Genomic DNA, 20,012 nt, shown 5'->3' on the forward strand with positions numbered 1-20,012 from the left:
TTGCGGAGTAGCGAAACCGTTGGCGATCTGTTGCCGCAGCTCCTCCCGAGTGCACTCTGACGTGCGTCCGAGCGGACTACCATCACACCCATGACCCGAGTACTGCTCGCCGAGGACGACGCCTCCATCTCGGAACCGCTCGCACGCGCACTGCGCCGCGAGGGGTACGACGTGGAGGTCCGTGAAGACGGTCCCACAGCGCTTGCCGCCGGCCTCAAGGGAGACGTGGACCTGCTCGTCCTCGACCTCGGGCTGCCCGGCATGGACGGCCTGGAAGTGTGCCGGCGACTGCGTACCGAAGGCCACGGTTTCCCGGTGCTGGTGCTCACCGCCCGTGCCGACGAGGTGGACACCGTGGTCGGCCTGGACGCCGGTGCGGATGATTACGTCACCAAGCCCTTCCGGCTGGCCGAGCTCCTCGCCCGCGTACGGGCCCTGCTGCGCCGCGGCGCGGTCGAGTCGGCCCAGCAGGCGACGGCCACCCACGGGGTGCGGATCGACGTCGAATCGCACCGGGCGTGGATGGGCGAGGAGGAACTCCAGCTCACCGCGAAGGAGTTCGACCTGCTGCGCGTGCTCGTCCGTGACGCCGGTCGCGTCGTCACCCGTGACCAGTTGATGCGCGAGGTCTGGGACACCACCTGGTGGTCGTCCACCAAGACCCTCGACATGCACATCTCCTGGCTGCGGAAGAAGCTCGGCGACGACGCCGCGAACCCCCGCTACATCGCCACCGTCCGTGGTGTGGGCTTCCGGTTCGAGAAGAACTGACCACCTCCCAAGAAGAGAAGAAGCGCCACCGTGCGACGCCGACTGATCAACTCCACGCTCGCCGTCGTGCTCGTGGTGATCGCCGTTTTCGGGATCTCGCTCGTCATCGTCGAGACCCGGACGATCGAGAGCAGCGCCCGCGAGAGCGTGCAGTCCGAGGCCGTGCGCCTGGTGAGTGTCGTGGACGGGCGCATCGTCGGCGGTGAGCGCGTCGAGCCGGGAGTGCTGGACGAGCAGATCACCCATGACCGGTACGCGCGGATTGAGATCCCCGGCAAGCCGGCCATCGTGCTCGGCACCAAGCCCGAGGGCGGTGTCATCACCTCCACGCAGAAGGGCGAGCACGGCGAGACCGTACGGGTCGAGGCGTCCCGTTCCACGGTCAGCAAGGAAGTCGGCCGCACCCTGCTGGTGATCCTCACCGTGGCGCTGCTGGCCGTCACCGCCGCCGTGTTCCTCGCCGTGCGCCAGGCGAACAAGCTCGCCGCGCCGCTGACGGACCTCGCGGAGACGGCCGAGCGCCTCGGCTCCGGCGACCCCCGCCCCCGGCACCGCCGCTACGGCGTGCCCGAGCTGGACCGGGTCGCGGACGTGCTGGACTCGAGCGCCGAGCGCATTGCCCGGATGCTGACCGCCGAGCGGCGGCTGGCCGCCGACGCCTCGCACCAGCTGCGCACCCCGCTGACCGCGCTGTCCATGCGGCTCGAGGAGATCACGCTCACCGACGACCCGGAGACGGTCAAGGAGGAGGCGACGATCGCCCTCACCCAGGTCGAGCGCCTCACCGACGTCGTCCAGCGGCTGCTGACCAACTCCCGCGATCCCCAGACCGGTTCGGCCGTCACCTTCGACCTCGACGAGGTCATCAAGCAGCAGCTGGAGGAGTGGCGGCCCGCCATCCGCGGCAGCGGCCGGGCGCTGGTGCGCTCGGGCAAGCAGGGGCTGCGGGCCGTGGGCACGCCCGGCGCGGTGTCCCAGGTGATCGCGACCCTGATCGAGAACTCGCTGACGCACGGGGACGGCACGGTCGCGCTGCGCACGCGCGTCACCGGCAACCAAGCGGTCGTGGAGGTCTCCGACGAGGGCCGGGGCGTCCCGCCGGACCTGGGGGCGCGGGTCTTCGAGCGGACGGTCAGCGGCCGCAACTCCACCGGCCTGGGCCTGGCGGTCGCCCGCGACCTCGCGGAGGCGGACGGCGGCCGGCTGGAGCTGCTCCAGCAACGGCCGCCGATCTTCGCGCTGTTCCTGAGCCGCGAAGTTCTGGGCCGGGAAGTGGATCAGACCATGGAAGACGGCGACTGAGAGGTCGCTGTCGTGCGCTGCTTCGGCAGGTTCGGCGTCGCGTCCGCCGTCGCCGCGTCCGTAAGGAACGATTCGGCCGTCTCCACGGCCTCGCGGCGGAACACCCAGGTGCGGTAGGACCAGAAGCGGAAGACCGTGCCGATGCCGAGGCCGACCACGTTCTTCGCGATGTTGTCCGCGAGCGGCGTGGTGAGCCCGAAGCCGTAGTGCGAGAGGGCCAGGATGCCGTTCTCGATGACCAGCCCGACCCCGCTGAACAGCAGGAACAGCATCAGCTCACGGCTGCGCCGGTTCCGGTCGCAGTCGCGGTACGTCCAGTAGCGGTTGCCCAGGTAGTTGGCCGCGATCGCGACGACCGTCGCGATGACGCCCGAGCGGACCACCGCGAGGTGCATCCAGTGCACGCAGATGTTGAAGACGACGAGGTTGACCACGAACCCGATGGCCCCGACCGCGCCGAACTTGGCGACTTCGCGGGCCAGCCGCTCCAGCCGGGAACGCACTGTGCGCCGTTGACTCATGACGATCGTCAGGCTCCGTTGAATGGGCGGTCTGGGGCGTGGAACAGGCACCCATGCTAGCGAGCGGGCTCGGGGCCCAGTCCCGTGAGCAGGTAAACGTATGGAGAACGCACTTGGAGGATCGTCCAAGGGGTGGCCGGGACCGGTCGTGCGTACGGATACCCTGGTGGGCGTGACGTTCCCGGTAGTCGGCATGGTCGGCGGCGGCCAGCTCGCCCGTATGACCCACGAGGCGGGCATCCCCCTCGGCATCAGGTTCAAGCTGCTCAGTGATACCCCACAGGACTCGGCGGCGCAGGTCGTCAGCGATGTCGTCATCGGCGACTATCGCGACCTTCCAACACTTCGTGCTTTCGCACAAGGCTGCGATGTGATCACGTTCGATCATGAGCATGTCCCCACCGAGCACCTCCGGGCCCTGGAGGCGGACGGCATCCCCGTCCGTCCGGGGCCCGACGCATTGGTGCACGCCCAGGACAAGGGTGTGATGCGGGCCAGGCTCGTGGAGATCGGGGTGCCGTGCCCGCGCCACCGCATCGTGGCGGACCCGGCCGACGTGGCCCGGTTCGCCGAGGAGCTGGGCGGCTTCCCCGTCGTGCTCAAGACCGTGCGCGGCGGCTACGACGGCAAGGGTGTCTGGGTCGTGCGTGATGTGCGCGAGGCGGAGGAGCCCTTCCGGGCCGGGGTGCCCGTGCTCGCCGAGGAGAAGGTCGGCTTCGTGCGCGAGCTCGCCGCCAATGTGGTGCGTTCCCCGCACGGCCAGGCCGTCTCGTACCCGGTCGTCGAGTCCGTCCAGGTCGACGGCGTCTGCGACACGGTCATCGCCCCGGCGCCCGGCCTGTCCGACGAGCTGTCCGCGTACGCGCAGCAGCTCGCGCTCAGGGTGGCCAAGGAGCTCGGCGTCGTCGGGCACCTCGCGGTGGAACTGTTCGAGACCGCCGACGGGCGGGTGCTCGTCAACGAGCTCGCCATGCGCCCGCACAACTCCGGCCACTGGACCCAGGACGGCGCGGTCACCTCGCAGTTCGCCAACCATGTGCGCGCCGTGCTGGACCTGCCGCTCGGCGACCCGCGGCCGCGCGCCAAGTGGACCGTTATGGCCAATGTGCTGGGCGGCGACTACCCGGACATGTACTCCGCGTACCTCCATTGCATGGCACGCGACCCGGGCCTGAAGATCCATATGTACGGCAAGGACGTCAAGCCCGGCCGCAAGGTCGGACACGTCAACACCTACGGCGACGACCTGGCGGACGTGCGCGAGCGCGCGAGCCACGCCGCCGGATACCTGCGAGGGACGATCACGGAATGAGCTCCCCTGTCATCGGCATCGTGATGGGCTCCGACTCCGACTGGCCCGTCATGGAGGCCGCGGCCAAGGCCCTGGACGAGTTCGGGGTCCCGTACGAGGCCGACGTCGTCTCCGCCCACCGGATGCCGCGCGAGATGATCGCGTACGGCGAGCGGGCGGCGGAGCGCGGCCTCAAGGCGATCATCGCGGGCGCGGGCGGCGCGGCCCATCTGCCCGGGATGCTGGCCTCCGTCACCACGCTGCCGGTGATCGGGGTTCCCGTACCGCTCAAGTACCTCGACGGCATGGACTCGTTGCTGTCCATCGTGCAGATGCCGGCCGGGGTGCCGGTCGCCACCGTGTCCGTCGCGGGCGCCCGCAACGCCGGGCTGCTCGCGGTGCGGATGCTCGCCGCGCACGACGACGAACTGCGCGAGCGCATGCGGAAGTTCCAGGACGAGCTGAACGAGCAGGCGACGGAGAAGGGCAAGCGGCTGCGCGCCAAGGTCGAGGGCGCGACCGGATTCGGCTTCGGGAAGTGAGTGGAGTGAGTGGGATGACGACTGAGCTTGCACGCGCCCGCGAACTCCTCGCCGCGCACCCCGTCGTCGACGGGCACAACGACCTCCCCTGGGCGCTGCGCCAGCACGTCCGCTACGACCTGGACCGCCGCGACATCGCCGCCGACCAGCGCGGCGCCGGCCTCCACACCGACCTGCCCCGGCTGCGGGAGGGCGGCGTGGGCGCCCAGTTCTGGTCCGTGTACGTCCGCAGCGACATGACCGGCGACGACGCGGTCAGCGCCACGCTCGAACAGATCGACATCGTGCGGCAGTTGGCGGACCGCTACCCCGCGGATCTGCGGCTCGCGTTCACGGCCGACGATATGGAGGCCGCGCGGGCCGAGGGGCGCATCGCCTCGCTGATGGGCGCCGAGGGCGGGCACAGCATCAACTGCTCGCTCGCCACGCTGCGTGCGCTGCACCGGCTCGGCGTGCGGTACATGACCCTCACCCACAACGACAACATCCCGTGGGCGGACTCGGCGACCGACGAGCCCGCGGTGGGCGGGCTGACTCGCTTCGGCGAGGAGGTCGTGCGCGAGATGAACCGCGTCGGCATGCTCGTCGACCTCTCGCACGTGTCCGCCGACACGATGCGGGCCGCGCTGCGGGTGACCGAGGCGCCGGTGATCTTCTCGCACTCGTCGGCGCGGGCGGTGTGCGACCATCCGCGCAACGTGCCGGACGACGTGCTGGGCGCGCTGGCGGCGAACGGGGGCGTGGCCATGGCCACGTTCGTGCCGAAGTTCATCCTGCCGGAGGCTGTCGCCTGGACGCGGGCCGCGGACGAGAACATGCGGGCCCATGGGTTCCACCACCTCGACACCACGGCCGGGGCGATGGCGGTGCACCAGGAGTTCGAGGCCGTGCATCCGCGGCCGCTCGCCACGGCGGCGACGGTCGCCGATCACCTCGACCACATGCGGGAGGTGGCCGGTGTCGATCACATCGGCATCGGCGGCGACTTCGACGGCACGGCGTTCACGCCGACGGACCTCGCGGATGTGGCGGGTTACCCGAACCTGATCGCCGAGCTGCTGCGGCGGGGTTGGTCGGAGGGCGACCTCGCGAAGCTGACGTGGGGGAACGCGGTGCGGGTGCTGCGGGATGCGGAGAGTGTGGCCCGCGACCTTTCCGCCGTGCGGCGGCCGTCGGTCGCGACGATCGACCAGCTGGATGGCTGAGGCTGCCTGTGCCTCTGCCCCGGTCCCGCCCTTTCGCCGTTTCCTGGGGCTGCGCCCCAGACCCCGCTTGTCGCGGCTTCGCCGCTCGTCCTCAATCGCCGGACGGGCTTGATAGTGCCGGGCCGGGCACCATTCAGCCCGTCCGGCGATTGAGGACAACCGCGCGGAGCGCGGTTCCGGGGTCCGGGGGCTTGCCCCCGGAAGAAACGGCGAGGCACCCCTACGCCCGCGGGCGGCCCAGCGCGCGGAAGTCCCAACCCGCACCGCGCCACGCGGCAGCGTCCAGCGCGTTGCGGCCGTCGAGGATGCGGCGCTCCGCCACCACGGCGCCCAGCTCCGAGGGGTCGAGTTCCCGGAACTCGGCCCACTCCGTCAGGTGCAGCACCACATGCGCACCCCGGCACGCGTCCAGCGCGCTCGGCGCGTACGCCAGCGTCGGGAAGACGCGGCGCGCGTTGTCCATGCCCTTCGGGTCGTAGACCGTGACCTGCCCGCCCTGGAGGTGGATCTGGCCCGCGACGTTGAGCGCGGGCGAATCCCGGACATCGTCCGAGTCCGGCTTGAACGTGGCGCCGAGGACGGCCACGCGCCGGCCGAGGAAGCCACCGCCCACGGCCTCCCGGGCCAGCTCCACCATGTGCGCACGGCGCCGCATGTTGATCGAGTCGACCTCGCGCAGGAAGGTCAGCGCCTCATCGGCGCCCAGCTCACCGGCACGGGCCATGAAGGCACGGATGTCCTTCGGCAGGCAGCCGCCGCCGAAGCCGATGCCGGCCCGCAGGAACTTCTTGCCGATCCGCTCGTCGTGCCCTATCGCCTCGGCCAGCTTGGCCACGTCGCCGTCGGCGGCCTCGCAGACCTCGGCCATGGCGTTGATGAACGAGATCTTCGTGGCGAGGAAGGAGTTCGCGGCCGCCTTGACCAGTTCCGCGGTCGGGTAGTCGGTGACCACGAACGGCGAGCCGTCGCCCACCGGCTTCGCGTACACCTCGCGCAGCAGCTTCTCGGCCCGTTCGCCGGAGACGCCCACGACGATGCGGTCCGGGTGCAGGGTGTCCTGGACGGCGAAGCCCTCGCGCAGGAACTCCGGGTTCCAGGCGAGCTCCACGTCCGCACCCGCCGGGGCCAGCTCCTCGAGCAGCGAGGCCAGCCGGGCCGCGCTGCCGACCGGCACGGTGGACTTGCCGACGACCAGCGCCGGACGGCGCAGGTGCGGGGCGAGGGCGGTGACGGCGGCGTCGACGTACGACATGTCGCACGCGTACTCGCCGTGCTTCTGCGGGGTGTTCACGCAGATGAAGTGGATGTCGCCGAATTCGCCGACCTCTTCCCAGGAGGTCGTGAAGCGCAGCCGTCCGCTCGAGCCCTCGATTCCGGCCACGTGCTTGCGCAGCAGGTCCTCGAGCCCCGGCTCGTACATCGGGACCTCGGCGCGGCCGAGCATCTCGATCTTCTCCGGGACGACGTCCAGGCCCAGTACGTCGAATCCGAGTTCGGCCATGGCCGCGGCATGGGTGGCGCCGAGGTAGCCGGTGCCGATCACGGTGATCTTGAGGGCCATGGATGCTCCAGGGACGTACGGGCTGGCCGGATTGCGTGCCCGAGCATAGTCGCGGCCCGGCACGGGGAAGCCCGGGAGGGAAGGCGCGGGCTGTCGGCAAGCTCACGTGGTTACCGCGGTGCCGCACCTCTAGAATCCCGGTTACCAGCCAGTAGCAATTTTCCAGGGGAGCCGTCTTGGCGGGAAACAAGGACTTCGACCTGTACCGGCCGTCCGAGGAGCACGGTGAGCTCCGCAAGGTCGTGCGCTCGCTCGCCGAGGCGAAGATCGCGCCGTTCGCCGCCGAGGTGGACGAGGAGGCGCGCTTCCCGCAGGAGGCCCTCGACGCGCTCCTGGCCGCCGACCTGCACGCGGTGCACGTCCCGGAGGAGTACGGGGGCGCCGGCGCCGACGCGCTGGCCACCGTCATCGTCATCGAGGAGGTCGCGCGGGTCTGTGCCTCCTCCTCGCTGATCCCGGCGGTCAACAAGCTGGGCTCGCTGCCGGTCGTGCTCTCCGGCTCCGAGGACCTGAAGAAGCGCTACCTGAGCCCGCTCGCGAAGGGCAAGGGCCTGTTCTCGTACTGCCTGAGCGAGCCCGACGCCGGCTCGGACGCGGCCGGGATGAAGACCCGCGCCGTGCGCGACGGCGACTACTGGGTGCTCAACGGCGTCAAGCGCTGGATCACCAACGCCGGTGTCAGCGACTACTACACGGTCATGGCCGTCACCGACCCGGAGAAGCGCTCGAAGGGCATCTCCGCCTTCGTCGTCGAGAAGACCGACGAGGGCGTCTCCTTCGGCGCGCCCGAGAAGAAGCTGGGCATCAAGGGCTCCCCGACCCGCGAGGTCTACCTCGACAACGTCCGCATCCCCGCCGACCGCATGATCGGCGAGGAGGGCACCGGCTTCGCGACCGCGATGAAGACGCTCGACCACACCCGCGTCACCATCGCCGCCCAGGCCCTCGGCATCGCCCAGGGCGCCCTCGACTACGCCAAGGGCTATGTCCAGGAGCGCAAGCAGTTCGGCAAGCCGATCGCCGACTTCCAGGGCATCCAGTTCATGCTCGCCGACATGGCGATGAAGCTGGAGGCGGCCCGCCAGCTCACCTACGCGGCGGCGGCGAAGTCCGAGCGCGTCGACGGCGACCTCACCTTCTTCGGCGCCGCGGCCAAGTGCTACGCCTCCGACGCCGCCATGGAGATCACCACGGACGCGGTGCAGCTGCTGGGCGGCTACGGCTACACGCGCGACTACCCGCTGGAGCGCATGATGCGCGACGCCAAGATCACGCAGATCTACGAGGGCACGAACCAGGTGCAGCGGATCGTGATGGCCAGGAACCTGCCGTAGAGCTGTTCACGCAGGTGTGAAGAGTAGCCCCCGGTTCTTCCTCCGGGGGCTACTCTTCACTGCCATGGTCGACGCCTTCGTCGCCAGCGACGAGCACCCTGCATGCGGCATCTGCCCGTCACGCCGGTTCCCTCTCGGAGGGTTCGACGTGGCCGAACGTCCCTCCCACGAGTTCCCGTTCAACCCATCGGATGGGCACAGGTACACGTCTGCCGGCGTCCCCGTCTGCGTCCACCCGGAGAAGGTCGGTGTCCCGCCCGGGAGGTACGCGAGCGATGGCACGCTTCCGGTCTCCGAATTGCGGTTGCCGGACGATCCTGCCGACCTTGACCAGTACTTGCGCGACCTGATGCACAGCGCAGCGCCCGGAGTGCTTGAACAGCTCATTGAACAAGCCGCCGAGCAGATCCCTCACGCCTTCCCCGAAGTGGATGTTGTCCAGGCGCTGCGCCGTGCGCTGGGTTAGCCGGTCGGTGTGGCCAGCTAGCTTGCCGTTGCGAAGCCGGGAGCGAAAGAGCGTCCCCCACCCTTGATCCCCAGAGGTTCGTACTTGGCGATCACGGCCGCCCTGCGCTTGGCGGTCTCGTCCTTGCCGAACCAGAACCGTTCGTTGATCGGTCCCCACGCGGCCCGGTAGGCCTGGTGCGTGTAGTCGCCGTAGTCCCAACCGCCGATCTCCTCGCGGTCGGTGGCGTGCACGAACTTGATCCCGGTCCGTTCCTGTACGCGACTCAGCACGGTGAACTGTGCGGCCAGGGCGTGGATCATCTCGTCCACGGGGATGGAGACGGGGACTTCGGCGGCATACTCGTCGCCGTCCGTCATCTCGTAGACGGCGCACTTGATGGACATGGCGCGAAGGGCTTCGGGGAACAGGGGCGTGGTGTCTTTCTCCACGTCGAAGCCGTCCACCAGGGCGTAGCCCGTGAAGCTCTGCCAGTCCTGGTCATACTTCGCGCACCCGGTGCGCAGCCGCTCGAACTCGGGGTCGGCTTCGATGGCTGACAGGATTTCGCGGGCCCGCGCCGCTGCCTTCTCAGGAGCGGGGCGGACAAATGCTGCGTTCATTGCTTCACTCTCCTCGTTGGTTGTTGGTGGTACGTCGCTCACATGTGCCGGATGACGGCGAGACTGCGCACGTGGCGGTGGTGCTTTTCGAGGGCTGCGAGCTGAACCAGGTCCCTGCGGTTGGCGGCACGAACCGATGCGGCCCTGGTGTCGCTTCGTCGGCGACCGGCCTTATATCCAGTCAACGCCCGTACGGACGAGGGGACTTGCACACGGATTGCACAACGGGTGGGCGGGAATCCGTGTGTCCTGTGACCATGACTCCCAGGACCTGTATCCGCGAGGAAGACTGAGCCCATGAGCACTGATCTGGCCCCCGGTGCGAACCTGGCGGCACTCCGGAAGGCGCGCGGTCTGTCGCAGGCGCGGCTGGCCAGGAAGGCGAACGTCTCTGTCTCTCTGCTGTCCAAGATCGAGGTGGGGGACCGGACGCTCACGCCTGCGGCTGCCGCTGCTCTGGCCGAGGCCTTGGGGCTGTCCATGGCGGAAGTCCAGGGCAAGGTCACTGTGGAACACGACTCGGAAGCGCACCTGTCGGCACTGCGGTCGGCCATCAGGGATTACGACCTACCCGGAAGGCGGAACGTCGGGGACAGGGAGATCGGCTCCGCTCTGGAGGTTGCCGGGCATTTCCGAGATGGCGTAGAGGTGACCCGTCTTCTGGCCATGCTGCCGAAGCTGCTCAGGGACGCCACGACGTTCGCGTACACCGCGAACACGGTGGAAGCCTGGGCGGTACTCACGGATGCTTACGGCACGGTCTACTGGCTGGCTGCACGCCACAGGTGGATGGACATGGCAGAGCTGGCCGTGGCACGCCAGCGGTGGGCCGTCGAGCAGAGGAACAACCCCCTGGGTGAGGCCATCGCGGCACGGGACAGGGCCGGGGCATATTTGAACGGAGGCGACTTCGAAGGCGGGTTGACCATCGTCGACCGTGCCATCGGTGCGGCTCAGAGGAGCCTGTCAGGGCAGGAACGCGCGTTCGCGGTCGGCCTGCTCAATCTTCGGGGCATGACCTTGGCCGGTCGGCTCAGGGACAAGGCAGAGGGCAAGCGGCAGGCAGAGCGGCACATTGCGTCGGCGGCTGGAGCTGCTGAGTGGTTCGGCCGGGACTGGAACCGTCACCACATGATCTTTGGCCCCCAGAACATGGCCACGCACGTCCTCGCCACCCGTCTGGATCTTGGCAAGCCTCGTGAGGCACTGAGCGCGGCCGAAGGCATCGACACCGTTCTGGACGGGCTGCCGCCTACTCGCATTGCACCGACGCGGATCAACATGGCGCGGGCACAGCTCGACATCGGGGACCGGGACGGCGCCTTGGAGAACCTGTCCACCGCCTGGGATGTGGCTCCACAGATGGCGCGTATTCATCCGATGGGGCGGGAGGTGTTCCGGGTGCTGTCGTCCCTGCACCGCCGGAGCAACCCTCAGCTCCTCAGGCTGTCGAAGCTGTCGGGAATCGCGGTCTGACGACGGTAGCCCGCGCCCGTACGGCCCCGCCCGGTGGCGGGGCCGTACGGGAGCCGCCAGGGTGGTGCCGTGGGGGCCCGCACCGTGCCTGGAGGCTCGTCATGTCCGAGGTCATCAGACCGTACGCTCCCGGCACCCCGTGCTGGGTGGATCTCATGGCACCCGACCAGCGGGCGGCGCTCAACTTCTACGGGGACCTGTTCGGCTGGCAGGGCGAGCCCGGGCCGCCCGAGACCGGCGGGTACGCGGTGTGCACGCTGAACGGGCGGGCCGTGGCGGGGATCGGGCCGTCGGTGTCGCAGGAGGGGCAGACCCCGGCGCCGACCGTGTGGACGACCTATCTGGCGGTGGAGAACGCGGACGCCGCCTCGGCGGCGATCACCGAGCACGGGGGCATGGTCATGATGCCCACGATGGACGTGCTGACCTTCGGGCGCATGGCCATCGTGTCGGATCCGACGAGCGCCGTGTTCGGGATCTGGGAGCCCAGGGACTTCTTCGGTGCCGAGGTCGTCAACGCGCCCGGTTCGGTGATCTGGAACGAGCTCGACACGACCGACCCCGAGGCGGCCAGGACGTTCTACCCGGCCGCCCTCGGCGTCGCCGTCGAGCCCATGGAGAGCATGCCCGGCTACTACGTCCTGAAGGTGGACGGCAAGGTCGTCGGCGGCATGCAGGGGCTGAGGAACATCCCGGACCTCCCGGAGGACGTGCCGTCGCACTGGATGACGTACTTCCAGGTCGACGACACCGACGGCACGGTCGCCGCGCTCGTCCGGGCGGGCGGCAATGTGCTCAAGCCGCCGTTCGACATGGACGCGGGGCGGATGGCCGTGGTGCAGGACCCGCAGGGCGGGATCTTCGCCGTCATCAAGGCGGTCCCGCCCGAGGAGGCCTGAGCCGAGGAGGTCCGGGCTACGAGGCCTTGTCGATCTTCTGGTCGTTCTTCAGCCGGTCGAAGAGCTGCTTCGACTTCACCGCGTCCCACTTCACCGCCGAGCCGTCGCGCGTCGTCATGTCCGGGTTGGAGATCGGCACGGTCAGCTGCTGTCCGTCGCCGCCCGTGACGTCCTTCATCGCCCAGAACATCGAGGTCAGGTCCCACAGCTCCATGTCCTTGTCGACGATCAGCGTGTCGAGGCCGGAGCTGATGACGGGGTAGAGCGTGAAGGGGTCGAGGGCCGTGGAGGGTGAAGCGGCCTGCTTGGCCAGGGTGTTGAGGAACTTCTGCTGGTTGCGCATCCGGCCCAGGTCCTGGTCGGCCTCCTGGTGGCGCTGGCGCACGAAGGCCAGCGACTGCCGGCCGTCCAGGGTCTGGCAGCCCGCCTTGAAGTCGGCGCCCGAGTCCCGGTCCTTGATCGGCTTGTCGATGCACATGTCCACACCGCCGAGCGAGTCCACCAGATCGCGGAAGCCGCCGAAGCCGATCTCCGCGTAGTGGTCGATGTGCAGGCCGGTGTTGGACTCGACGGCCCGGATCAGCAGCTCGGCGCCGCCGTCCCCGTACGCCTGGTTGAGCTTGTGCGTGGCGGCGGGGTAGTGCTTGCCGGACTTCTCCCCGGTGAAGGCGGGGATGGTGACGTACGAGTCACGGGGCAGGCTGAGCATCGTCGTGCCGTTGTCGCCCGTGTGCAGGATCATCATCGAGTCGGTGTGCTTGCCGTAGTCGTCCGACCCGGTGTGCAGCTCCTCCTTGTCCTTGTCGGACAGGCCCTCGCGGCTGTCGGAGCCGACGATGAGGTAGTTGGTGCCCTTCCCGGAGGGGGAGCGGTCCTGGATCTTCCCGAGGTCGACCTCGCGCCGCAGCTTCGAGTCGGCCCAGAAGTACGTGCCGACCGAGACGGCCAGCAGGAAGGCCACGAGCACGAGCAGGCCGATGACTATCCGCCTGCCCCAGCGGGGCCTCGGCTTCCGTGCGGTGCGGGGGGTGCCGCTGCCGCGCCCGTGGACCTGGCCTGTGGTGTAGCCGTCGCGGGCGGGCCGGCGCTGGGGGTCGGTCCACTCGTTCATGAGTGCCAGTGTGCCCGGAGGTGCACGGAGGCTCGCCCCGAGGAACAGGACCGGGGCAGGGCTGTAGCAGAGCTGATGCAATCGGAGCGCGTGGGAACGCCGCGCATACAGTGGAGTACATGACCATTCAGGACCGGAGCACGGCGGACGACACGCCTGGCATACCCGGCAAGCCGATCTCGGCCTCGCGCACGACGCTCTCCCACATCATGACCAGCAGCGAGACGAACCTGCTGGGGACCGTGCACGGCGGCGTGATCATGAAGCTGGTGGACGATGTCGCGGGCGCCGTCGCCGGACGGCACTCCGAGGGCCCCGCCGTCACCGCGTCGATGGACGAGATGGCCTTCCTGGAGCCGGTGCGCGTGGGAGACCTGGTCCATGTGAAGGCGCAGGTCAACTGGACCGGCCGGTCCTCCATGGAGATCGGTGTCCGGGTCCTCGCCGAGCGGTGGAACGAATCCACCCCCGCCACCCAGGTCGGCAGCGCCTACCTCGTCTTCGCCGCCGTCGACGAGGACGGCAGGCCGCGCGCCGTACCGCCGGTGGTCCCGGAGACGGAGGAGGACCGGCGCCGCTACCAGGAGGCGCAGATCCGGCGCACGCACCGGCTCGCCCGGCGCCGCGCGATCAAGGAGCTGCGGGAGAACCGCGCCGCCGAGGGGCTCACGGACTGACGGTGCTCACGGATTGACGGTGCTCACGGCGGGGGTCACGTTCCGTCCCCGCAGGCCACCTGGTCGCCCGTGACCGCCTGCGGACTGCCGGGCTTCACCGGCAGCGGCTCCTGGTAGTGCACCCGGTGGACGCCCACGAAGTCGGCGCCGAGGGTCACCAGCATCAACGGACCCTGTCCGGTCACCGCCCGCAGCTCGGCGCCGGGCAGGGCCGCCGCGACCACCCGGACCGAGCGGTCCCAGCGCGGGTCGAAGTCGATGATCGTGCGCGCCACGTGCGGGGCGTTGGTCGGCATGCCGGTGGTCGAGAAGCCGGTGCCGCGCAGCTCCTGGTCGGTGGCGGCGCCCAGGCCGGCCCGGCCGGTGCCGTTGAGGACGTGGACGTGGATCTGCCCGGGCGACATCCCCACGGTGGTCGGGGGCTGGTCGCGGAGCTTGTTCGACGTCGCCTTGCCGTCCTGGCCGTGGCGCGCGGGCCGCAGGACGATCGGCCGGTCCTCGCGCAGCGCCTTGAAGATCAGGGCCGCCCCCTGTTCGTCCCACTTCACCGTCGAGCCCACGTGCGGCACCGGGAAGTCCACCACGGCGACCGGCACCGAGGTGAACTCCGACGAGGACGGGGTCAGGTCCTTGAGCGTGCGGCCCAGCTCGACGAGCTCGTCGCTGGTCAGGCCCCGGTCGGCGCGGACCGAGCCGAGGAGGGTGGTGGCGACGTCGTGGAACCGGACCGGGTTGAGCAGCATGCCGGTGCTGGTCGTCTTGTGCAGGAGCGCGGCGACGAAGCGCTGCTGCCGGCGCATCCGGCCGAGGTCCGAGCTGCCGTCCACATGCCGGGAGCGGACGTACTGCAGGGCCTGCCCGCCGCCCAGGGTGCTGGTGCCGACCGGCAGGTCCAGCCCGCTGAAACGGTCCTTGAGCGGACGCGTCGTGCACACCTCCACCCCGCCCAGCATGTCCACGGTCTTCATGAAGCTGGTGAAGTCGACCTCCACGTAGTGGTCGATGTGCAGCCCGGTCAGCTGCTCGACGACGCGGACGGTCAGCCCCGGGCCGCCCTCCGCGTAGGCGGCGTTGAGCTTCTGCGGGTGGGCCGGATGGACGCGGCCCGCGGAGTCCGTGCGCTCGGGCAGCACGGTGTAGGTGTCGCGCGGGAGGCTGACCACCGTGGCCCGGTCACGGGCGGCGGAGAGATGGACCAGCATCAGCGTGTCGGTGCAGTGGCACGGGTCCCCGCCCAGGTGGAAGCGGGTGCGCTCGTCCTCGGTGATGGTGTCGCGGCTGTCGGTGCCGACGAGGAGGAAGTTCACGCCCTGGCTGTTGTCCGGCCGGTTCGACAGCCCGCCGAAGGGGTCGATGCGGCCGATGCCCCTGTTGATCCCGTTGACCATCGCATGCCCGATGCCGCCGGTGCCCAGCACCACGACGGCGGCTCCGGCCGCGAGGCGCAGTCCCCAGCGGGGGCGGGGCTTCGCGCCGTGACGGGCCCGGTGCGGGCGGCGGGGGAGAGCCGGTGCGGTCATGTCGAGCACCTCCGCGTCTATGCGGGCAGAAACCGGTGACACGGTAGGTCCATACGATCAACAGCTCGCGGCCCCACGCCGCCGGTGAGGGGCCCGGCCACCCGGGCGGGGCGGGGTGCGTCCCCCGTTGGCGGTAACGTGGCCGCCATGCCAGAGCAGCATCCCCCCGTTTCCGTGATCATGCCGGTGCTCGACGAGGAGCGCTATCTGCGAGCCTCCGTGCAGCACATCCTGGAGCAGGACTACCCCGGTGAGCTCGAGGTGGTGATCGCCCTCGGCCCGTCCACGGACCGTACGGACGAGATCGCCGCCGAGCTCGTGCGCGAGGACCCCAGGGTGCACACGGTGCCGAACCCCACGGGCCGTACGCCCGCCGCCCTTAACGCGGCGATCAAGGCGTCGCGGCACCCGGTCATCGTGCGGGTGGACGGGCACGGGCTGCTCTCGCCGGGCTACATCAAAACGGCCGTGCGGCTGCTGGAGGAGACGGGCGCCCAGAACGTCGGCGGCATCATGTTCGCCGAGGGGGAGAACGACTGGGAGAAGGCCGTCGCGGCCGCCATGACCTCCAAGATCGGCGTGGGCAACGCGGCGTTCCACACCGGTGGCGCGGCGGGCCCGGCGGAGACGGTGTTCCTGGGCATCTTCCGGCGCGAGGCGATGGAGCAACAGGGCGGATACAACGAGGAGTTCATCCGCGCCCAGGACTGGGAGCTGAACTTCCGCATCCGCGAGGCGGGCGGGCTGGTCTGGTTCTCCCCGGAGCTGAAGGTCCACTACCGGCCGCGCCCGAACGTACGCAAGCTCGCCCGGCAGTACATGGAGTACGGCCGCTGGCGGCACGTCGTCTCCCGCTACCACAAGGGCTCGATCAACCTGCGCTACCTCGCCCCGCCCGCCGCGCTGCTCGCCATCGCGGCGGGGACGGTCGTGGGCGTGACGGTCACCCCGTGGGGGCTGGTTGTGCCGGCCGGGTACCTCGCCGCGATCGTGGCGGGGTCGGTGCCGGCCGGCAAGGGGCTGCCGCCCAGGGCCCGGGCGTGGATCCCCGTGGCCCTGGCGACGATGCACATGTCGTGGGGCTACGGCTTCCTGACGAGCCCGCGGTCGCTCGCCCGCAAGGTCATCGCGAGCCGCCGCCCGGCGGTCAGAAGCGGTTCAGCGAATTGACCTTCATGCAGGCCGACTTGTCGTCCCCGTTGAGCGGATCGGCGCTCTCGGGGGCCTTGTTGTCGTCCGGCTTGCGCTTGTCCTCCTTCGGCTGCTTCCCGTCGTCCTTCGCACCGTCGTCCTTCGCGCCGTCGTCGGGCTTCGGGTAGGCCGTGCCCTTGCGCCAGTCCCCTCCGACGACCAGGGTCACCCGCTCTGCGGAGGGGGACATCCGCACCGCGCTCTCCGGCAGGCCGATGGCCTTCGCCACGGCGAGGGCCTCCGGCCGCTGCGCGGTCTCGGGGTAGGTGATCGTGGTGTCCGCCTGGGCCCTCGGCGTGGAGTCGGCGACGGCCTTGGCGAAACCTTGCTTCACCAGGTATGCGGCGATGTCCGAGCCACGGCCGGTGGCCGGGGGCAGGACGGCGGTGCCGGTGCCGTTCTGCACGGTCACCTCGATGCCCTTCCTCGCCGCGTCGGGAGCGGCGGGGCGTGAGCCCTTGTCGTCCTTCTTCTTGTCCTTGCCGTCCAGCGCGATGTCGTTGCGGACGAGCGAGAAGAGCTTGTCGGCATCGCCGGGCTTGGGTATCACATGCGCGTCCGGGTCCTGCGGGTCCTGGACCCACGGCATGGTGGTCATGGTGATCCGGCCGGACGGCACGCGCTGCACGTCGTTCGCCAGGTCGTAGAGCTTCTTGACCGACCCCAGGTCCTTGTCGACGGTGAGCGCCTTGGTGGCCGCCTCGGCGAGGTCGGTGAGCTGGCCGGCGTCGGAGAGCTTGGTACCGCCCTTGAGCTGACGGACCATCGCGTTCATGTAGAGGTGCTGGGCGTGGGTACGGCCTATGTCGCTGCCGTCCTCGAAGCCGTGGCGGGTGCGCAGCCACTGGAGGGCCTGCTCGCCCTTGACCGTGTGCGTGCCCTTGGCCAGGCGCAGGCCGGACTTGTCGTCGTAGACGTTGTTGTCGACGCAGACCGGGACGCCGCCGACCGCGTCGGCCATGCTCACCACACCGGCGAAGTCGATCATCATGAAGTGGTCGACGGGTATGCCGGTGAGAGCCTCCCAGGTGGCGACCGTGCAGCCCGGACCGCCGTTCTGCAGGCTGGTGTTGATGATCTGGGTGTCGGTCGCCTGGTAGACCTTGCCGTCGGACGGGTCGGTGCACTTGGGGATCGCGGTCCGGGTGTCCCGCGGGACGCTGATGACCGACATGTTGCTGCGGTCGGCCGAGACGTGCAGGAGCATCTGGACGTCGGCGAGCGGCGGCCGGTCGGCGTCATCGCGGGCGCCGCCGAGGTCCTGGTTCTCCTTGCTCGCGCGGCTGTCCGAGCCCACGAGCAGGATGTTCAGCGGGCGCTGGCCGGCGGAGTTGGGGACGCTGCGGTCGAGCGGCTTGTCGCTGAGGTTGAGAGCGCCCTTCTTGATGTTGCCGTTGAGGTGCTCGTAGTAGAAGTACGCGCCCGTGGACGCCACGACGGTGAGGACGGCGAGGGAGAGCCCGCTCCATCGCAGGATCCGGACCGTCCTGCTGCGCTCCTTCTTCCCTCCGGGCTTCTCTCCAGGCTTCTCCCCGGGCTTCTCTCCAGGCGCCTTTTTCTCTCCCATCGGGCCTCCCCATGAGTGCGGTGTGTCCGGCCGGCCCGATGGGCACAGGCGTGAGCTACCTGGTGACTGTGGTGTTGAGCAAAGAGATGCGCAAGCCTGTGCGAAAGGTTCACTTCGCGCAGATGTTCTTGTCGTCCGCCTCGATCTTCTGGATTCCCTCGGGCGCCTTCGACGGCGCCTTGGGGGCCTTGACCGGAGTGCCGGCGCCCTTGAAGTCCGCGCCGAGGGTGAGCGTCATGTCCGCGGTGGGCGCCGCGTTCGCCGTGCCCTGACGGAGGGCGTCGGCGGGCAGCCCCATCGCGTCCGCGAGGCGGCGCGCCTGGTCGGCCTGGTTGGGGGCGAACTCCAGGACCGTCTTGGCGACCTTCTTGTCCGGCGCGTTGCCGCCGTTCGAAGCGCGCGGCATGTTCTGGGAGTTCTGCAGCCAGGCGGCCGTCACCTGGGCCGCGCCCACCTTGCCGGAGCCGTTGAGCACCTTGACCCGGACGCTCGAGGCGTCGGCCCGCGGGCCCTTGAGGAGCGCCTCCTGCTTGGCGTCCTGCTCCTCCTTGGCCTGCTTCTCCTTCTGCTTGACCTCGGTGAGCGAGACGTCGCCGCGCACCATCTCGAGCAGCGGATCGGCCTTCGCCTTGTCCATGATGACGGTCTTGCGGACCTTGCCGTCGGCCGGATTGTCCAGGACCGGGAGCGTGGTGAAGGTGATGTTCTTCAGGTTCACCTTGCTCAGCTCCTTGGCCAGGCTCGTGAGCTTGGATATGGAGCCTATGCCGGTGTCGACGGTGAGCGACTTGGTGGCGGCGTTGCCCAGGGCGTAGAGCTTCGTGGGATCCGACAGTGTGTCACCGGACTTCATCTTCCGGATCATCGAGCTCAGGAACTGCTGCTGGAGCTTGATGCGGTCCAGGTCGCTCTCGAAGCCGACGCTGTGCCGGGTGCGGACGAACGCGAGCGCGTCCTCGCCCTCGATCTCGTGCCGGCCCTTGCTCAGCTTGAGGTGGGACTTGGGGTCGTTGATGTCCTTGGCGAGGCACACCTCGACGCCGCCGACCGCCGAGGACATCTTCTTGACCGCGTTGAAGTCGGCCATCATGAAGTGACTGATCTTCAGGCCGGTGATCTTCTCGACGGTGCGCCAGGTGCAGCCCGGGTCACGGGCCTCCTGTCCCAGGCTCTCGTTGAAGCGGACGTTCTTCGAGCCCGGGATGTTCTTGGTCGAGCCGTCCGGCTGCTTGGTGGGGCACTCCGGGACGTCGGTGATCATGTCGCGTGGGATCGAGACGACCGTCGCGTTCGACCGGTCCTCGGAGACATGGAAGAGCAGGGTGGTGTCGGCGTGCCCGACGCTGCCGTCGTCGCCGTAGCCCGTGTTGCCCGCGCCCGAGCGTTTGTCGGTGCCGATGACCAGGATGTTGACCGGGCCGTCGGGCACCGCGTCGTTGTCGATGCCGACGTCGACCTTGTCGAGGTTGTTGTTGAAGTGCTGGTAGATCAGGTACGCGCCGACGCCGCCGCCCACGAGGAGGAAGGCGAGCGTGCCGCCGGTCCACATCAGGACCTTCTTCTTCGCCGACTTCTTCGGCTTCTGCTTGCGGCGGCCGGCCGCTGCCGGTGCGGCCTTGCCAGCTGCCTTCGTGCCCGTTGCCTTCGTGCCCGCAGTCTTCTTGCCCGCTGCCTTCTTGTTCGCCATGCGGCCGCCGCCGCCCGGCTGTTCGGGCACGCGGGGGGACGGTGACGGCGCGGCAGGGGGCAGCGCTCCCTCGGCGGGGTCGAGCCGCAGCTCGTAGCTTCCGGTCTTGGGGTCGTACACCCACTGGTCGGCGGGGTCGACACCGTCCGCCTGCCCACGGCCCTGCGCGTCCACGGTCGCTTGAATCCTCCGGCGTCGACTGGTGAGTGCGCGCCTCACGCGGCCGTGCGCACGGATCACTCACATTAATCGCCCAGTTCAGCGCCAAGCGACACCGGTGACAAATCCC

At 69.5% G+C, this 20,012-nt stretch carries 18 protein-coding genes; 11 read left to right on the forward strand and 7 right to left on the reverse strand.

Translation table 11 applies throughout. From position 1 onward, the window contains the following. Positions 1 to 90 precede the first annotated feature (90 nt). Positions 91 to 771 carry a response regulator transcription factor gene (locus ACV530_RS15385; RefSeq protein WP_494332998.1) on the forward strand — a complete coding sequence of 227 codons (681 nt, stop codon included), beginning with the start codon at positions 91 to 93 and terminating at the stop codon, positions 769 to 771. Positions 772 to 801: 30 nt separating this feature from the next. Further along, on the forward strand, positions 802 to 2,073 hold the full coding sequence (locus ACV530_RS15390; protein WP_494332999.1) for a sensor histidine kinase: 1,272 nt from the start codon (positions 802 to 804) through the stop codon (positions 2,071 to 2,073). On the opposite strand, the gene ACV530_RS15395 is transcribed toward ACV530_RS15390, so the two are convergent. Next, positions 2,049 to 2,594: a GtrA family protein gene (locus ACV530_RS15395; protein WP_494333000.1), complete on the reverse strand. Its 546-nt coding sequence runs from the start codon at positions 2,592 to 2,594 to the stop codon at positions 2,049 to 2,051. The two genes, ACV530_RS15390 and ACV530_RS15395, sit on opposite strands and share 25 nt — an antisense overlap. A 172-nt stretch (positions 2,595 to 2,766) precedes the next feature. On the opposite strand from ACV530_RS15395, the gene ACV530_RS15400 reads away from it, so the two are divergent. From ACV530_RS15400 to ACV530_RS15410, 3 genes are read left to right on the forward strand one after another with little or no spacing between them, the layout of a single operon-like run. After that, positions 2,767 to 3,906, forward strand: coding sequence for a 5-(carboxyamino)imidazole ribonucleotide synthase (locus ACV530_RS15400; protein ID WP_494333001.1), 1,140 nt, complete (start codon positions 2,767 to 2,769; stop codon positions 3,904 to 3,906). Beyond that, a complete protein-coding gene (gene purE, locus ACV530_RS15405) occupies positions 3,903 to 4,427 on the forward strand; it encodes a 5-(carboxyamino)imidazole ribonucleotide mutase (RefSeq protein ID WP_494333002.1) in 525 nt (174 codons plus the stop codon). The genes ACV530_RS15400 and purE overlap by 4 nt, the downstream gene beginning before the upstream one ends. 14 nt (positions 4,428 to 4,441) lie before the next feature. Further along, positions 4,442 to 5,632, forward strand: a complete 1,191-nt coding sequence (locus tag ACV530_RS15410; protein ID WP_494333003.1) for a dipeptidase — start codon at positions 4,442 to 4,444, stop codon at positions 5,630 to 5,632. 220 nt (positions 5,633 to 5,852) lie between these two features. On the opposite strand, the gene ACV530_RS15415 is transcribed toward ACV530_RS15410, so the two are convergent. Further along, positions 5,853 to 7,193 (reverse strand): UDP-glucose dehydrogenase family protein, encoded by a 1,341-nt coding sequence (locus ACV530_RS15415; protein ID WP_494333004.1) that lies wholly within the window; start codon positions 7,191 to 7,193, stop codon positions 5,853 to 5,855. Positions 7,194 to 7,369: 176 nt separating this feature from the next. Between ACV530_RS15415 and ACV530_RS15420 the strand changes: the two genes are divergently transcribed. Next, positions 7,370 to 8,527 carry an acyl-CoA dehydrogenase family protein gene (locus tag ACV530_RS15420; RefSeq protein WP_494333005.1) on the forward strand — a complete coding sequence of 386 codons (1,158 nt, stop codon included), beginning with the start codon at positions 7,370 to 7,372 and terminating at the stop codon, positions 8,525 to 8,527. Positions 8,528 to 8,591: 64 nt separating this feature from the next. Then, the gene (locus tag ACV530_RS15425; protein ID WP_494333006.1) at positions 8,592 to 8,993 is read left to right on the forward strand and encodes a hypothetical protein; all 402 of its coding nucleotides are present in this window, start codon (positions 8,592 to 8,594) and stop codon (positions 8,991 to 8,993) included. 17 nt (positions 8,994 to 9,010) lie between these two features. Here the strand turns inward: ACV530_RS15425 and ACV530_RS15430 are convergent, their stop codons facing one another. Further along, the gene (locus ACV530_RS15430) at positions 9,011 to 9,595 is read right to left on the reverse strand and encodes a hypothetical protein (protein ID WP_494333007.1); all 585 of its coding nucleotides are present in this window, start codon (positions 9,593 to 9,595) and stop codon (positions 9,011 to 9,013) included. A gap of 297 nt (positions 9,596 to 9,892) precedes the next feature. Between ACV530_RS15430 and ACV530_RS15435 the strand changes: the two genes are divergently transcribed. Then, positions 9,893 to 11,071, forward strand: a complete 1,179-nt coding sequence (locus tag ACV530_RS15435) for a helix-turn-helix domain-containing protein (protein WP_494333008.1) — start codon at positions 9,893 to 9,895, stop codon at positions 11,069 to 11,071. Positions 11,072 to 11,172: 101 nt separating this feature from the next. Then, the gene (locus ACV530_RS15440; protein ID WP_494333009.1) at positions 11,173 to 11,970 is read left to right on the forward strand and encodes a VOC family protein; all 798 of its coding nucleotides are present in this window, start codon (positions 11,173 to 11,175) and stop codon (positions 11,968 to 11,970) included. Between the two features lie 16 nt (positions 11,971 to 11,986). Here the strand turns inward: ACV530_RS15440 and ACV530_RS15445 are convergent, their stop codons facing one another. Beyond that, on the reverse strand, positions 11,987 to 13,081 hold the full coding sequence (locus ACV530_RS15445) for an LCP family protein (protein WP_494333010.1): 1,095 nt from the start codon (positions 13,079 to 13,081) through the stop codon (positions 11,987 to 11,989). Between the two features lie 119 nt (positions 13,082 to 13,200). Between ACV530_RS15445 and ACV530_RS15450 the strand changes: the two genes are divergently transcribed. Next, positions 13,201 to 13,758: an acyl-CoA thioesterase gene (locus ACV530_RS15450; protein WP_494333011.1), complete on the forward strand. Its 558-nt coding sequence runs from the start codon at positions 13,201 to 13,203 to the stop codon at positions 13,756 to 13,758. Between the two features lie 35 nt (positions 13,759 to 13,793). Here ACV530_RS15450 and ACV530_RS15455 read toward each other — a convergent pair whose 3' ends face one another. Further along, a complete protein-coding gene (locus ACV530_RS15455) occupies positions 13,794 to 15,278 on the reverse strand; it encodes an LCP family protein (RefSeq protein ID WP_494333012.1) in 1,485 nt (494 codons plus the stop codon). Between the two features lie 147 nt (positions 15,279 to 15,425). Between ACV530_RS15455 and ACV530_RS15460 the strand changes: the two genes are divergently transcribed. Continuing rightward, the gene (locus ACV530_RS15460) at positions 15,426 to 16,448 is read left to right on the forward strand and encodes a glycosyltransferase family 2 protein (protein ID WP_494333013.1); all 1,023 of its coding nucleotides are present in this window, start codon (positions 15,426 to 15,428) and stop codon (positions 16,446 to 16,448) included. Here ACV530_RS15460 and ACV530_RS15465 read toward each other — a convergent pair. Both ACV530_RS15465 and ACV530_RS15470 read right to left on the reverse strand, forming a co-directional pair. Beyond that, positions 16,426 to 18,036, reverse strand: coding sequence for an LCP family protein (locus tag ACV530_RS15465; protein WP_494333014.1), 1,611 nt, complete (start codon positions 18,034 to 18,036; stop codon positions 16,426 to 16,428). The two genes, ACV530_RS15460 and ACV530_RS15465, sit on opposite strands and share 23 nt — an antisense overlap. Positions 18,037 to 18,145: 109 nt before the next feature. Beyond that, positions 18,146 to 19,897 carry an LCP family protein gene (locus tag ACV530_RS15470; RefSeq protein WP_494333015.1) on the reverse strand — a complete coding sequence of 584 codons (1,752 nt, stop codon included), beginning with the start codon at positions 19,895 to 19,897 and terminating at the stop codon, positions 18,146 to 18,148. Positions 19,898 to 20,012: the final 115 nt, after the last annotated feature.

This window comes from Streptomyces sp. SX-6 (assembly GCF_059089585.1).

Excerpts from the sequence above, each read along its gene's own strand:
- ACV530_RS15385 (WP_494332998.1), top strand. The coding sequence starts at position 91 with ATGACCCGAGTACTGCTCGCCGAGGACGACGCCTCCATCTCGGAACCG.
- ACV530_RS15395 (WP_494333000.1), bottom strand. The coding sequence starts at position 2,594 with ATGAGTCAACGGCGCACAGTGCGTTCCCGGCTGGAGCGGCTGGCCCGC.
- purE (WP_494333002.1), top strand. The coding sequence starts at position 3,903 with ATGAGCTCCCCTGTCATCGGCATCGTGATGGGCTCCGACTCCGACTGG.
- ACV530_RS15410 (WP_494333003.1), top strand. The coding sequence starts at position 4,442 with ATGACGACTGAGCTTGCACGCGCCCGCGAACTCCTCGCCGCGCACCCC.
- ACV530_RS15415 (WP_494333004.1), bottom strand. The coding sequence starts at position 7,193 with ATGGCCCTCAAGATCACCGTGATCGGCACCGGCTACCTCGGCGCCACC.
- ACV530_RS15425 (WP_494333006.1), top strand. The coding sequence starts at position 8,592 with ATGGTCGACGCCTTCGTCGCCAGCGACGAGCACCCTGCATGCGGCATC.
- ACV530_RS15430 (WP_494333007.1), bottom strand. The coding sequence starts at position 9,595 with ATGAACGCAGCATTTGTCCGCCCCGCTCCTGAGAAGGCAGCGGCGCGG.
- ACV530_RS15435 (WP_494333008.1), top strand. The coding sequence starts at position 9,893 with ATGAGCACTGATCTGGCCCCCGGTGCGAACCTGGCGGCACTCCGGAAG.
- ACV530_RS15440 (WP_494333009.1), top strand. The coding sequence starts at position 11,173 with ATGTCCGAGGTCATCAGACCGTACGCTCCCGGCACCCCGTGCTGGGTG.
- ACV530_RS15445 (WP_494333010.1), bottom strand. The coding sequence starts at position 13,081 with ATGAACGAGTGGACCGACCCCCAGCGCCGGCCCGCCCGCGACGGCTAC.
- ACV530_RS15450 (WP_494333011.1), top strand. The coding sequence starts at position 13,201 with ATGACCATTCAGGACCGGAGCACGGCGGACGACACGCCTGGCATACCC.
- ACV530_RS15455 (WP_494333012.1), bottom strand. The coding sequence starts at position 15,278 with ATGACCGCACCGGCTCTCCCCCGCCGCCCGCACCGGGCCCGTCACGGC.
- ACV530_RS15460 (WP_494333013.1), top strand. The coding sequence starts at position 15,426 with ATGCCAGAGCAGCATCCCCCCGTTTCCGTGATCATGCCGGTGCTCGAC.
- ACV530_RS15465 (WP_494333014.1), bottom strand. The coding sequence starts at position 18,036 with ATGGGAGAGAAAAAGGCGCCTGGAGAGAAGCCCGGGGAGAAGCCTGGA.